This is a genomic window from Humidesulfovibrio sp. (assembly GCF_031082295.1).
Taxonomy (GTDB): domain Bacteria; phylum Desulfobacterota; class Desulfovibrionia; order Desulfovibrionales; family Desulfovibrionaceae; genus Humidesulfovibrio.
The window spans coordinates 1-12,836 of record NZ_JAVHLD010000052.1; the positions used below are offsets into that span (position 1 = coordinate 1).

Consider the following 12,836-nt stretch of genomic DNA (forward strand, 5'->3'; position numbering starts at 1 on the left):
CCAGAAGCCGGGTCAGGTAGCGGCCGATGCGGCCAAAACCGTTGATGCCTACTTTGGTGACGCCTACTTTCATAGCCATGATCCTGCTCTCCTTGTCCCGCGCGCCATTGGCCGTTGCCGCCGGTGCGGGCAGCGTCCGGCTGGCCGGACGGTTGGACAGACCATACCCGGATTAACCTCCACGGCCAGGAGAATTCCATCAACGGCCCAGGGCCAGGGATGAATGGCAGCGCGTGGCGGCGCCCGTCGGCACAAGGCTGTCAAGTTGCTGAATTATAAGTTTTTAATTTCAGACAGCGCGAGGCGAAATCCGTCCCGGGCCAACGGATTCGCGTCCGCGCCGAAAATCTGCCCATTCACCGGTACTGAGCTTCCGTTCGTGGGATTCAGCTGCCGACATCCTCCCCCCTGGCGGCCGCCTGGAAGAGCCGCAATCGCTCGTCCAGGGGCGGTGCGCCAAAGAAGGCCGAACCTGAAACCAGCACGTCGGCCCCGGCCTGGACCAGCTCCCGCGTGTTGGCCAGGCTCACGCCGCCGTCCACCTGGATGAGCGCCGCGCTGCCGCAGGCGTCGATCATGGACTTGAGCCTGCGCACCTTGTCGGTGGAGAAGGGGATGAAGGACTGCCCGCCGAAGCCCGGGTTCACGCTCATGACCAGCACCATGTCGAGCTGCGGCAGGAGGTACTCGACCACGTCGAGCGGCGTGTGCGGATTGAGCGCCACGGCGGCCTTGGCACCGCAGGTGCGGATAAGGCTCACGGTGCGCTCCAGGTGCGTCTCGGCCTCCGCGTGGACGCAGATCAGGTCGGCCCCGGCCCGCGCGAACTCCCCGACGTAGCGGCCAGGATTGTCGATCATCAGGTGCACGTCGAAGAACAGGCCGCTCTTCTTGCGGCAGGCCTTGATGACCGGCGCTCCGAAGGTGATGTTCGGCACGAAGGCTCCGTCCATCACGTCCCAGTGCACCCACTTGAGGCCTGCGGCCTCCAGGGCGGCCAGTTCATCGGCGAGGCGGCTGAAGTCCGAGGACAGGAGCGAGGGCGAGAGGATCATGTCCTGGCGGGTGTTCATGGCGATCTCCTTGGGTTGCTAGGTGACGGGCGCGCCATAGAGGTGCTTGGCGTAGCGGGCGGCCATGTCCTCCAGGGAACGCGGGCGCAGGGCCGAGCCGTGTCCGGCTGAGCCGAAGGCCCGGAAGCGCTCGCGGCAGACGTCGCGCATGGCGCTGGTTGCCGCGGCCAGGAACTTGCGCGGGTCGAAGTCCGCCGGGTTCTCGGCAACGAACCGGCGCACGGCTCCGGTGGCGGCCAGGCGCAGGTCGGTGTCGATGTTCACCTTGCGCACGCCGTTCTTGATGCCCTCCTGGATCTCCTGCACCGGCACGCCATAGGTTTGGGGCAACTCGCCGCCGAATTCGTTGATGATGGCCAGCCATTCCTGGGGCACGGAGGATGAGCCGTGCATGACCAGGTGCGTGTTCGGGATGCGCCGGTGGATCTCTCGCACGCGGCTGATCGCCAGCACCTCGCCGGTGGGCGGCTTCTTGAACTTGTAGGCCCCGTGGCTGGTGCCGATGGCGATGGCCAGGGCGTCCACGCCGGTCTTGCGCACGAAGTCCGCGGCCTGGTCCGGGTCGGTGAGCATCTGCTCCCGGGTGAGCGTGCCCTCGGCCCCGACCCCGTCCTCCTTGCCCGCCGTGGCGGTCTCCAGCGAACCCAGCACGCCGAGCTCGCCCTCGACAGACACGCCGCAGGCGTGGGCCATGTCGCAGACCTTGCGCGTGACTTCGACGTTGTAGGCGTAGTCCGCCGGGGTCTTGGCGTCCTCGCGGAGCGAGCCGTCCATCATCACCGAGGAGAACCCAGCCTGGATGGATTGGGCGCACACGCCCGGCGACGAGCCGTGGTCCTGGTGCAGGCAGAGCGGGATGTGCGGCCATTCCTCGAGGGCGGCCAGCACAAGGTGGCGCAGGAAGGTGGCCCCGGCGTATTTGCGTGCGCCGGCGGAGCTTTGCAGGATGACCGGGCTGTCCACCTCGTGCGCCGCCTCCATGATGGCGCGCACCTGCTCCATGTTGTTCACGTTGAAGGCGGGCACGCCGAAGGAATGCTCGGCGGCGTGGTCCAGAAGCTGGCGAAGGGAGATCAGGGCCATGGAGTCCTCCAGGGGCTGTTTTCGTTGACGGGATGCGGGTCGGCTCTAGAGGGCGCGTTCTTCCAGGGCTGCCAGGGCGGGCAGCTTCTTGCCCTCCATGAACTCCATGAACGCCCCGCCGCCGGTGGAGATGTAGGAGATGTTCCCGGCCACGCCGTACTTGTCGATGGCCGCCAGCGTGTCGCCGCCGCCCGCGATGGAGTAGGCGGGGCTGTCGGCCACGGCCTGGGAGATGGCCCTGGTGCCCTGGCCGAAGCTCTCGAACTCGAACACGCCCACCGGCCCGTTCCAGAAGATGGTGGCGGAGTCGCGCAGGATCTCGGCATACTTGCGCGAGGTCTTGCTGCCGATGTCCAGAATCATCTCGTCTCCGGCAACGTCACCGGCGTCGCGCTCGCGGGGGGTGGCGTGCTCGGAGAAGGAGGTGGCGCAAAGCATGTCTTCGGGCAGGGGGATGTCCACCCCGGCCAGCCTGGCCTCGCGCAGGATGTCGCGGGCCTCGTCCAGAAGCTCCGGTTCGTGCAGCGACGCGCCGATGGCCCGGCCAGAGGCCGCCAAAAAGCTGTTGGCGATGCCGCCGCCGAGGATGAGCCGATCAACCCGGCCCAGCAGGGCGTGCAGCATGGTCAGCTTGGTGGAGACCTTGGAGCCGCCCACGATGGCCGTCACCGGCCGGGCCGGGGCGCGCATGGCTTGGCCCAGGGTGCGCAGCTCGCGCGTCAGGAGCGGCCCGGCGCAGGCGATGGGGGCGTACCCCGCCACGGCGTGGGTGGAGGCGTGGGCGCGGTGGGCGGTGCCGAAGGCGTCCATGACGAACACGTCGCAGAGCCGGGCCATGCGCCGCCCGAGTTCCGGGTCGTTGGCCTTCTCGCCGGGGTTGAAACGAACGTTCTCCACCAGGCAGACCTCGCCAGGGCGCAGGTCCACCCCGTCCAGCCAGTCGCTCTGCAGCCGGACGTTTTGCCCCAAGAGCCAGGACAGCCGCTCGGCCACCGGGCGCATGGAATAGGCTGGGTCAAAGGCGCCCTCGCGGGGGCGGCCCAGGTGAGACATGAGGATCACCGCGGCACCGGCGTGCAGCGCCTGGCGGATGGTCGGCAGGGCGGCCCGCAGACGGGCGTCGCTGGCCACGCGGCCGTCCTTGAGGGGGGTGTTCAGGTCCATGCGGATGAGCACCCGCCTGTTCTTGAGCTTCTGGTCGGACATGGTCTTGACGTTCATGCTCTTTCCCCTTGCTTTATGTGCGGTTTCGCCTGCCGAGAGGCCTTTTGCTCACGCAGGCTGCTTCTTCTGTTTCCTTTCGTGGAGCATCTGCCTGGCGGCTTGCGCCACATGTCCGGCGGTGATGCCGAAATGGTCGAAGAGCGTCTCGCCGGGCGCGGATTCGCCGAAACGGTCAAGCCCGATGACCCTGCCCCGCAGGCCGACATACTTGTGCCAGCCCGCCGTGGACCCGGCCTCCACGGCCAGCAGCACCGGCACGCCCGCGGGCAGCACCGCGCTGCGGTAGCGCTGGGGCTGGGCGTCGAAGATCTCCAGGCAGGGCATGGAGACCACCCGCACCCGGAAGCCCTCGGCCTCCAGGGTTTTGGCTGCCTCCACCGCCACCCCGACCTCGCTTCCCGTGGCCAGGAACAGCGCCTCGGGCCGACCGGCGCAGTCGCGCAGGACGTAGCCGCCGCGGTGGACGTTGGCCAGGGTCTTGGCCGTGCGCGGCTGGTGCGGCAGGTTCTGTCGCGAGCAGATGAGCGCGCTGGGGCCGCTTGTGCGCTCCACGGCGCAGGTCCAGGCGATGGCCGTCTCAACCGCGTCGCAGGGCCGCCAAACGTTCATGTTCGGGATGAGGCGCAGGGAGGCCACGTGTTCCACCGGCTGGTGGGTCGGGCCGTCCTCGCCCACGCCGATGGAATCGTGGGTCAGCACGTGGATGGTCCGCAACCCCATGAGGGCCGACATGCGCAGGGCGCTGCGCGAGTAGTCGGAGAACACAAGAAAGGTGCCGCCGTAGGGGATGAACCCGCCGTGCAGGGCCATGCCGTTCATCATGGCGGCCATGGCGAACTCGCGCACGCCATAGTTCAGGTAGTTGCCGCGCCAGGAGTCGGGGAACACCGGCGTCGAGCCGGACCAGCGCGTCAGGTTCGACGAGGCCAGGTCGGCGGAGCCGCCGAAGAGCTCCGGCAACATGGGGGCCAGGCCCTCGATGGCGTTCTGCGAGGCCTTGCGCGTGGCCACGCTGGCGGCCTTCTTGTTCACGGAGTCCACAAAGGACTCCGCACGCTGCTGGAAGTCCGCGGGCAAGCCGCCGCCCACCCGGCGCGAGAACTCGCCGGCAAGATCAGGATGCTTGCGGGAGTAGCGCACGAACAGGCTCTGCCAGGCGTCCTCGGCCTTGCGCCCACGTTCGTTGGCGTCCCAGGCCTGGTAGACGTCTTGCGGCACCTCGAACGGTTCGTGGGGCCAGTCCATGTGCGCCCTGGCGCAGGCGATCTCGTCCTCGCCCAGGGGGGAGCCGTGGCATTTGGAACTGCCGCAGATGTTCGGCGCGCCGTGGCCGATGACCGTCTTGCAGATGATCAGGCTCGGCTTGTCCGCCACGCCTTTGGCCTCGCGGATGGCCTTTTTGATCTGCCTGGCGTCGTGGCCGTCAACACCCGGAACGACGTGCCAGCCGTAGGCCTCGAAGCGCTGGGCGGTGTTGTCCGCGAACCAGCCGTCCACACAGCCGTCGATGGAGATGTTGTTGTCGTCGTAGAAGGCCACGAGCTTGCCCAGGCCGAGCGTTCCGGCCAGGGAGCACGCCTCGTGCGAGAGCCCCTCCATCATGCAGCCGTCGCCCATGAAGACGTAGGTGTGGTGGTTCACAATCTCAAAGCCGCGCCGGTTGAACTGCGCCGCCAGCACCTTCTCGGCCACGGCCATGCCCACGGCGCAGGCGATGCCCTGTCCCAGCGGGCCGGAAGCCGATTCCACGCCCGGGGTGACGCGGTACTCGGGGTGTCCCGGCGTGCGTGAACCCAGCTGCCTGAAGCTCTTCAGGTCCTCGATGCCCAGGTTGTAGCCGCTGAGATGCAGGATGGCATAGAGCAGCATGGAGCCGTGCCCGTTGGAGAGCACGAAGCGGTCGCGGTTCGGCCAGTCCGGGGTGGACGGGTTGTGGCGCATGAAGTCGTTGAACAGCACCTCGGCGATGTCGGCCATGCCCAGCGGCGCACCAGGATGCCCGGAATTGGCCTTCTGGACGGCGTCGATGGTCAGGGCACGAATGGCGTTGGCAAGCTTCTTTCGATTTGTCATGGCATCCTCGCACGTTGTCAGCGGTTTACAGAAGCTGCGTGTAGACCCGCTCGTAGAGCGAACAGACACGCAGGGCAGGCCTGGAGGGCAAGCCGCACTGCTTGAGCCGGCAGTAAAGGTGCAGGGGGTTGAGATAATGTCTGAGCGAGTCTTTCATGGCGTCCTCCTTCGCAACCTGTGTCGCAAGGGAAGATCAAGTCTCATGCCAGAGCGGGGCGTGCGCAAAAACGTCAATTATCGTGGGATGATGACTAGGCCTTTCGCAAGAAGATGCGTGCGCCGGTGTGCCATCCGTGTCCCAGGTTCTGGGGCAGGGCGCGGCCCGCTGGGCCGCATGTGGCACAACGGCGGGTGCTAGCGGTTGAAGAAGTTGAGGTAGGACAGCAGGTCGTTGAGCTCTTCGGAGGGCAGGGCCGAGCCGATGAGCACGCCGGAGATCCAGCCCGCGTTGTGCGGCCGGCGCGAGGCGCTGCGGATCAGGCTGCCGATGGCCTTTGGGGTGCGCAGGGTCAGCAGCCGCCGCGACATTTGCAGGGCGTCGCCGATTTCGCGCCAGAGCTGGCCGGGGTAGGACACCAGGGAGTCCGCGCTGGCGTCTCCGGCGCGGCAGGCCTGGGTCAGCACCTCCGCCGCGATGCGCGCCGAGACCAGCGCATTGGCAACGCCCTCGGTGCTGCACGGGGTGGCCAGCCCGGCCGCGTCGCCCACCAGGAGGAAGCCCTCGCCGTGGATTTCGCGCAGGGTGTTGCCCACGGGCAGCAGGCGCACCTGGGTCCTGCCCATCTGCTCGGCGAAGGCGAAGCGCTCCCGCAACGAGGTCGAAGCCAGGGCCTGCTCCAGCACCTTTTCCAGGCGCGGCCGCTTGTCCTTCCAGGATTCCAGCGGCAGGGCGAGGCCCACGTTGGTCTGGCTGGTGCGCGTCGGGTGCAGCCACAGGTAGCCGGGCAGGGTCTCCTCCGGAAAGTGGATCTCGGCGTGGCCGCGCAGGCCGATGACCTGCCGAAAATAGGCCTGGGCGGCGATGATCCGATACTCCGGGTAGAGCGGCATGTTCATCTTGCGGGCCACGAAGGAGTTGGCGCCATCGGCTCCGACGAGCACGTGCGCAGTGAAAGTCTCCAGCCTGCCGCCGCCCCGGTCGACGGTGACGCCGCAGGCGCGCCCATCCTTAATAAGAATGTCCGCAGCGCGGCACCAGGTCATGGCCGTAACGTTTTCCAACTCCCGCGCGGCCTCAAAGAGCATCTCGTCGAAGAGCACGCGGCGGCAGATCATCCCAGCGGCGCGCATCTGGCTGTCGAGCTTGAGGACGGGCACGGTGACGGTCACCCCGTCCGGCGCGAAGAAGCTGATCTCGCGCACGGGCACGTGGTCAAGCGCCAGGAGGCGGTCCTCCAGCCCCAGGTCGCGCACATTGGCCATGACCGCGGAGGACAGCGAATCGCTGCAGACCTTGTCGCGCGGGAAGGTCTTGGCGTCGAGGAGCAGCACCCTGAGTCCGGCGCGCCCGGCCCGGAGGGCGGTTGCGCTTCCAGCAGGTCCGGCGCCGATGATGATCGCGTCAAAGTCTGGCATGGGGCACCGCAGGCCGATTCAGGTGGGGGCGTGGCAGAGGCCGCGCCCAGGCAGTCAACATCTAATGCATGCAGGGCGGTCCCGTCCAGACGCCAACTCCTGCGCAAGTCGGGAAATGCCGCGTCCGGTGGAAGTTTCGCCCACCGGAGCAGCCGGTCAACGGTTCCGACTCCCCGACGAGCGGCCCCAGGTCGTCGCTAATGGAGAGGGAATTCTTTCACCCCCATAATTGTGCCATTTACAGATTCGAAGAAACAACACTTGCCCAGGCGTGTAGAGATGAGTTGCGCGCCCACTTTAATGAAGGAGGAGAACTATGGACGACAAAATGAGACAGTACTGGAGCAGGAACCTGCGATACATGGCGATGCTGCTCACCGTGTGGGCACTTGTGGGCTATGTCTTCAGCATCTTTCTGGTAGAGCCGTTGAATGCATTTCAACTTGGCGGTTTTCCATTGGGATTCTGGTTTGCCCAGCAGGGGTCGATCTACATCTTCGTGTGCCTAATCTTTGCCTACTACTTCTTGATGCAGAAGCTGGACAAAGAATTCGACGTGCACGAATAGGCCGCTGGGCGCTTGCCGCCTGCGTGTGAACAAGGAGCATTTATGTCAATCATGACCTGGACCTATATCATCGTGGGTCTGACCTTTTCCGTCTACCTCGGCATCGCCTGGGCCTCCCGGGTGGCTGACACGAAAAGTTTCTACGTGGCCGGGGGCGGCGTTCCGCCTCTGGCCAACGGCATGGCCACCGCCGCGGACTGGATGAGCGCCGCCTCCTTCATCTCCATGGCCGGCATCATCTCGTTCTCCGGCTACCAGGGCTGCATCTATCTCATGGGGTGGACCGGCGGCTACGTGCTGCTGGCGCTGCTTCTCGCGCCCTACCTCCGCAAGTTCGGCAAGTTCACCGTGCCGGACTTCGTGGGAGACCGCTACTATTCCGATGGCGCCCGCCTGGTGGCGCTCGTCTGCGCCATCTTCGTGTCCATGACCTACGTGGCCGGGCAGATGCGCGGCGTTGGCATCGTGTTCAGCCGCTTCCTTGAAGTGGACGTGAACACCGGCGTTGTCATCGGCATGGTCATCGTGTTCCTCTACGCCTGTCTGGGCGGCATGAAGGGCATCACCTGGACCCAGGTGTCGCAGTACGTGATCTTGATCCTGGCCTTCACCATCCCGGCGGCTGCCATCTCCATGAAGGTCACGGGGAGCATCATCCCGCAGATCGGCTTTGGCTCCACCATCGCCAGCGGTCCGGACGCGGGCCAGCACCTGCTGCAGGTTCTCGACAAGATCAACGTGGATCTCGGCTTCGCGGCCTACACCACGGCCTTCGGCAAGGGGCAGAAGCCCATGCTCGACGTGTTCGCCATCACCATGTGCCTCATGGTCGGCACTGCCGGCCTGCCCCACGTGATCGTGCGATTCTACACGGTGCCCAGCGTGCGTGCCGCCCGCCTCTCCGCCGGCTACGCCCTGCTGTTCATCGCCCTTTTGTACACCACCGCTCCGGCCGTGGGCGCCTTTGCCCGCTACAACATGGTCAAGAGCCTGAACAACGTCTCGCTCGCCGAGGCCCCCAGCTGGTTCAAGACCTGGGAGCGCACCGGCCTCATCGCCTGGATGGACAAGAACAACGACGGCATCATCCAGTACCGCGCCGGAGCCGCCTTTGCTGGCAAGCCGACCTTCGCCGCCGCCCCCGGCGCCGATGGCCGCATGGTCCTCACCAACAAGCCGACGGCCAGTGAAAATGAGCTTTACGTGGACAACGACATCATGGTGCTGGCCAACCCTGAAATCGCCAACCTGCCGGCCTGGGTCATCGCCCTGGTGGCGGCTGGCGGCCTCGCCGCGGCCCTGTCCACGGCTTCGGGCCTGCTGCTTGTGGTGGCCTCTTCCATCAGCCACGACCTCTACTACCGTATCATCGACCGCCAGGCTTCAGAGAAGAAGCAGCTGCTGCTGGGCCGCGTCATGATCGGCGTGGCCGTGCTGGTGGCCGGGTACTTCGGCATCAATCCCCCGGGCTTCGTGGCCCAGGTGGTGGCGCTGGCCTTCGGCCTGGCCGCGTCGTCCTTCTTCCCGGTCATCCTGCTGGGCATCTTCTGGAAGCGCGCCAACAAGTACGGCGCCATCGCGGGGATGAGCAGCGGCATCGGCTTCACCATGCTCTACATCATCCAGACCAAGTTCATGGGGGTCGCCCCCTGGTTCATGGGCATCAGCCCCGAGGGCATCGGCACCGTGGGCATGCTGATCAACATGGTCATGACCGTGATCGTCTCCCTGTCAACCGCACCTCCTCCTGTGGAGATTCAGGAACTGGTGGAAAACGTGCGCATTCCGCGCGGCGCAGGCGAGGCCACGGCACACTAGCAACCTGCCGGGGAGGGGGCCGCAGGGCTTCCCTCCCCGGCCATGTTGTGCTTAAGAAGGATGCATGACCGAGCAAAACGCACCCGTCGACCGCGACCTTGTACGAGAGTTTCTGCAGGCGACCCTGCCTTTCTCGGAGTTGGACGCCACCGCTCTCGACCGCCTGGTGCGCCAGTGCGTCATCGACTTCCAGCCTGCCGGAGTCCGTCTGTTCCGGCGCGACATCACCGAGGTGGACGCTCTGTCCGTCATCCAAAAGGGCGGGGTCAAGCTCTTCGCCCAGGACGAGAGCGGCCGCATCAGCCTTGCCGACTACCGGGGCGAGGGCGCCTGCCTGGGCGCCATGGCGCTGTTCAAGAACGCCAAGGCCGGCCTGGACGCCGAGACCGTCGAGGACACCTTCTTCGTCAAGATCCCCAGGGACGCCTTTTTCGAGGCCGTGGCGGCCAACCCGGCCATTCCCCGCTATTTCCTCAAGTCTCTGTCCGAGACCTTCACCACCAAGGCTTTCGCGGAGATCCGGCAGCGCAGCAGCGAGGCGCCGGACGAGTCGAACCTCTACCTTTTCAGCCTTCAGGTCGGTTCGCTGGTCGAGCGCGCCCCGGCCATGGTGCCCTTCGGCCTGACCATCCAGAACGCGGCCCGGGAAATGCTCCGCCAGAGCGTGGGGTCGCTTTTGATCCAGGGGAGCTCCGGCGCCGCGTGCGGCATCATCACCGACACGGACATCCGAAAGGCCGTGGCCCTAGGCATAGACATGCAGGCTCCGGCCGAAACCATCATGACCGCGCCGCTTGAGACCATCGCCGAGACCGCCGTCTGCTTCGACGCCCTCATCGCCATGATGGGCAAGAACATCCACCATCTGGCCATCACCAGCGGGGAGAAGATCATCGGGGTCATCACCTCCCACGACATCATGGTGCTGCAAGGCCGCTCCCCCTTCGCCGTGTTCCGCGAGGTCAGCACCCGCAGCACCATCGAGGGGCTATACCCCATGCGGGCCAAGACCTGCCGGGTGGCCAGGACCCTGGTGGAGGAAGGCGCGCGCGCAGGCAACATCACCCGCATCCTCTCCATCATCAACGACCTGGTGCTGCAGCGGCTGCTGGAGCTGCTGCTCAAGGAGCTGGGGCCGCCGCCCGTGAAGTTCTGCTGGCTGGTCATGGGCAGCGAGGGCCGCAGGGAGCAGACCTTCGCCACGGACCAGGACAACGCCCTGGTCTACGCCGACTGCTCGGTGGACTATCTTGAGCGGGCCGCGGAGGTGTATTTCGAGGCCTTCACCGCCCGCGCGGTGGAACACCTTGCGCGCTGCGGCTTCCCGCGCTGCCCGGGCGACATGATGGCCTCGAACCCCAGATGGCGCAAATCCCTCTCGGCCTGGAAGCAGACCTTTGACCACTGGATTTCCTCGCCGGAGCCGAGCGAGGTCATGCACTCCACCATCTTCTTCGACTTCCGGGCCGGGCCGGGCGAGAAGTCCCTGGCCGACGAACTGCGCTCGCACATCACCGGCAGGTGCGCTGAGAACGACATCTTTCTGCGGCACATGGCCCAGGACGCGATGCAGGCGCGGCCGCCCTTGTCCTTCTTCAAGAACATAGTGGTGGAGAAGAACGGCGAGCACAAGAACACCCTGGACATAAAGGCCAGGGGGCTGCTGCCTTTCATGGACTTCGCGCGGGTCATGGCGCTGAGAAGCGGCATCCGGCAGACCAGCACCCTGGAGCGTCTGGCCATGCTCAAGGCCGGGGAGCATCTGCCCGGCGACCTGGCCCAGGAGGCCATGGAGGCCTTCGAGTTTTTGCAGCAGCTGCGCCTTGTGCACCAGATGGACCTGCTTGACCGGAACCTGGAGCCCAACAACCGCATCGACCCGGCGCGGCTCACGGCCCTGGAGAAGCGCACCCTGCGCGACGCCTTTGGCGTGGCCACGGCGCTGCAAAGCCACCTCAAGGAGGCCTTCAGCCTCCAGATGGGCTGACATGGGCAGCCCCTTCAGCCTGTCGCGCCTTTGGGGGCAGACGTTTGGGCAGGTCTTCGGGCAAAAGGCCAGCACAGGCCCGGCCACGCCCGTTTCCGTCAACAACGAGGCCTGCCGAGGGCTGGACCAGAGCCTCCCGCTTGAAGACTGCGTCTTCACGGTCTTTGATACCGAGCTGACAGGGCTGAACCCGGCAAAGGACGAGATCGTCTCCATCGGAGCGGTCAGGATCAGGAACCTGCAGATCATCCAGGGCGAGCGCTTTCACGTGCTGGTGAAGCCGGAAATGCCCCTGCCCAAGTTCAGCACGCTCATCCACCGCATCACGCCGGAGCGCATCGGACAGGCACCGGCGCTGGCGCAGGTGCTGCCCGATTTTCTGGCCTTCCTGAACGGCACGCTGCTGGTGGGGCATTATGTGGAGCTGGACATGTCCTTCCTTTCGGCGGCCTGCAAGCGGCTGTACGGGCAGGCCCCGGCCAACCCCTGCCTGGACACCATGCTCCTGGCCATGAGCTGGCAACGGCGCCTGCAAAGCGCCTATTGCGACCAGTTCGACCAGAGCATCTCCTACACCCTCGGCAGCCTGTCCAAGAGGCTCGGGCTGCCGGCGTTCCCCTCGCACGACGCCATGCACGACGCCATGCAGACCGCCTACCTGTTCATTTATCTGACCCAGAAGCTGCGAGCCATGGGCATTCGCACGTTGCGAGAGCTGCACCGCCCCGCGCGCAGCCAGAGTTATGGATTGTGAAGCACAAGGAGCTTTGATGAAACCGTACTTCTTTCTTTTGGCCATAATGTACGTCGCCACCGTGCTCAACCTGGGTTTCGCTCTGGCCTTTTCGCCAAGCATCGACGGCGCGCTCAAAGCCGTGGCGGACTTGGCGCTGTTCGGCCTGTGCCTGCGCGCCAGCCATGCCCTGGCCTTCGGCAAGACGCTGTACACACCGCAGACATGGCGGCTTGTGTACCGGGCCACCCTGGGCCTGGGCCTGCTGACGGTCTTTCTCCTTAATCGCGCCGCGCCGGAGTCGGGCGTTCTCAGGCTCGCCCTGAGCTTCGTCAACTACCTGGTCTTCGCTATCCCCGCAGTGCTTTACGAACGAGAGCTCAAGATGAAAGACGAGGCGGGTGCATCAGCGCAGGCATAGGTTGCGCCTCGAGGGGGAGCTGGCGTCCAGGCCGGACTGTGCCGCGTGGGGCATTGACGGTATCGGTCGGTGGCGCAGGCCAGTCTGAACATTGGGAGGCAAGGCCTGCACCCCGCGTGAGGGTGTCGACTGCAGCGGTTCCCGCGCGATCTGCCCCCAAAACCTGAGTCCGGGTCTTGTCGGTCGCTGAGCCAAGGAAGACGGGAAACTGGCAGGGTGGTACGAACCCCAGGATGATCATCAAGAACTGCTACGAGCCGCACTCCGAGGAGACGGCGAAG

Annotated in this window: 11 protein-coding genes; 5 read left to right on the forward strand and 6 right to left on the reverse strand. The window is 65.8% G+C overall.

Annotated elements, in window-relative coordinates; genetic code table 11:
• Positions 1-386 precede the first annotated feature (386 nt).
• The 6 genes from rpe to RDU24_RS15320 all read right to left on the reverse strand — a co-directional run bounded on the left by rpe (position 387) and on the right by RDU24_RS15320 (position 7,028).
• On the reverse strand, positions 387-1,055 hold the full coding sequence (gene rpe, locus RDU24_RS15295) for a ribulose-phosphate 3-epimerase (RefSeq protein WP_308736657.1): 669 nt from the start codon (positions 1,053-1,055) through the stop codon (positions 387-389).
• 36 nt (positions 1,056-1,091) lie between these two features.
• Complete coding sequence (gene fba, locus RDU24_RS15300; RefSeq protein ID WP_308736647.1) at positions 1,092-2,156, reverse strand: class II fructose-bisphosphate aldolase; 1,065 nt, start codon at positions 2,154-2,156, stop codon at positions 1,092-1,094.
• A 45-nt stretch (positions 2,157-2,201) separates the two neighbouring features.
• The gene (locus RDU24_RS15305; protein WP_308736648.1) at positions 2,202-3,377 is read right to left on the reverse strand and encodes a phosphoglycerate kinase; all 1,176 of its coding nucleotides are present in this window, start codon (positions 3,375-3,377) and stop codon (positions 2,202-2,204) included.
• 51 nt (positions 3,378-3,428) lie between these two features.
• Complete coding sequence (gene tkt, locus RDU24_RS15310; RefSeq protein ID WP_308736649.1) at positions 3,429-5,453, reverse strand: transketolase; 2,025 nt, start codon at positions 5,451-5,453, stop codon at positions 3,429-3,431.
• Positions 5,454-5,478: 25 nt separating this feature from the next.
• The gene (locus tag RDU24_RS15315) at positions 5,479-5,610 is read right to left on the reverse strand and encodes a hypothetical protein (protein ID WP_308736650.1); all 132 of its coding nucleotides are present in this window, start codon (positions 5,608-5,610) and stop codon (positions 5,479-5,481) included.
• Positions 5,611-5,807: 197 nt separating this feature from the next.
• Positions 5,808-7,028, reverse strand: coding sequence for an NAD(P)/FAD-dependent oxidoreductase (locus RDU24_RS15320; protein WP_308736651.1), 1,221 nt, complete (start codon positions 7,026-7,028; stop codon positions 5,808-5,810).
• Between the two features lie 316 nt (positions 7,029-7,344).
• Here RDU24_RS15320 and RDU24_RS15325 point away from each other — a divergent pair, with 316 nt between their 5' ends.
• The 5 genes from RDU24_RS15325 to RDU24_RS15345 all read left to right on the forward strand — a co-directional run bounded on the left by RDU24_RS15325 (position 7,345) and on the right by RDU24_RS15345 (position 12,555).
• Positions 7,345-7,596: a DUF4212 domain-containing protein gene (locus tag RDU24_RS15325; RefSeq protein ID WP_308736652.1), complete on the forward strand. Its 252-nt coding sequence runs from the start codon at positions 7,345-7,347 to the stop codon at positions 7,594-7,596.
• Positions 7,597-7,638: 42 nt separating this feature from the next.
• Positions 7,639-9,414 (forward strand): sodium:solute symporter family protein, encoded by a 1,776-nt coding sequence (locus RDU24_RS15330; protein WP_308736653.1) that lies wholly within the window; start codon positions 7,639-7,641, stop codon positions 9,412-9,414.
• Between the two features lie 64 nt (positions 9,415-9,478).
• On the forward strand, positions 9,479-11,401 hold the full coding sequence (locus RDU24_RS15335; protein ID WP_308736654.1) for a DUF294 nucleotidyltransferase-like domain-containing protein: 1,923 nt from the start codon (positions 9,479-9,481) through the stop codon (positions 11,399-11,401).
• A 1-nt stretch (position 11,402) separates the two neighbouring features.
• Positions 11,403-12,155: a 3'-5' exonuclease gene (locus tag RDU24_RS15340; protein WP_308736655.1), complete on the forward strand. Its 753-nt coding sequence runs from the start codon at positions 11,403-11,405 to the stop codon at positions 12,153-12,155.
• 16 nt (positions 12,156-12,171) lie between these two features.
• Positions 12,172-12,555 carry a hypothetical protein gene (locus RDU24_RS15345; RefSeq protein ID WP_308736656.1) on the forward strand — a complete coding sequence of 128 codons (384 nt, stop codon included), beginning with the start codon at positions 12,172-12,174 and terminating at the stop codon, positions 12,553-12,555.
• The last annotated feature ends 281 nt before the right edge of the window (positions 12,556-12,836 follow it).

Bases quoted from the DNA above. Each gene is read 5' to 3' on its own strand.
- rpe (WP_308736657.1), bottom strand. From the start codon at position 1,055: ATGATCCTCTCGCCCTCGCTCCTGTCCTCGGACTTCAGCCGCCTCGCC.
- fba (WP_308736647.1), bottom strand. From the start codon at position 2,156: ATGGCCCTGATCTCCCTTCGCCAGCTTCTGGACCACGCCGCCGAGCAT.
- RDU24_RS15305 (WP_308736648.1), bottom strand. From the start codon at position 3,377: ATGAACGTCAAGACCATGTCCGACCAGAAGCTCAAGAACAGGCGGGTG.
- tkt (WP_308736649.1), bottom strand. From the start codon at position 5,453: ATGACAAATCGAAAGAAGCTTGCCAACGCCATTCGTGCCCTGACCATC.
- RDU24_RS15315 (WP_308736650.1), bottom strand. From the start codon at position 5,610: ATGAAAGACTCGCTCAGACATTATCTCAACCCCCTGCACCTTTACTGC.
- RDU24_RS15320 (WP_308736651.1), bottom strand. From the start codon at position 7,028: ATGCCAGACTTTGACGCGATCATCATCGGCGCCGGACCTGCTGGAAGC.
- RDU24_RS15325 (WP_308736652.1), top strand. From the start codon at position 7,345: ATGGACGACAAAATGAGACAGTACTGGAGCAGGAACCTGCGATACATG.
- RDU24_RS15330 (WP_308736653.1), top strand. From the start codon at position 7,639: ATGTCAATCATGACCTGGACCTATATCATCGTGGGTCTGACCTTTTCC.
- RDU24_RS15335 (WP_308736654.1), top strand. From the start codon at position 9,479: ATGACCGAGCAAAACGCACCCGTCGACCGCGACCTTGTACGAGAGTTT.
- RDU24_RS15340 (WP_308736655.1), top strand. From the start codon at position 11,403: ATGGGCAGCCCCTTCAGCCTGTCGCGCCTTTGGGGGCAGACGTTTGGG.
- RDU24_RS15345 (WP_308736656.1), top strand. From the start codon at position 12,172: ATGAAACCGTACTTCTTTCTTTTGGCCATAATGTACGTCGCCACCGTG.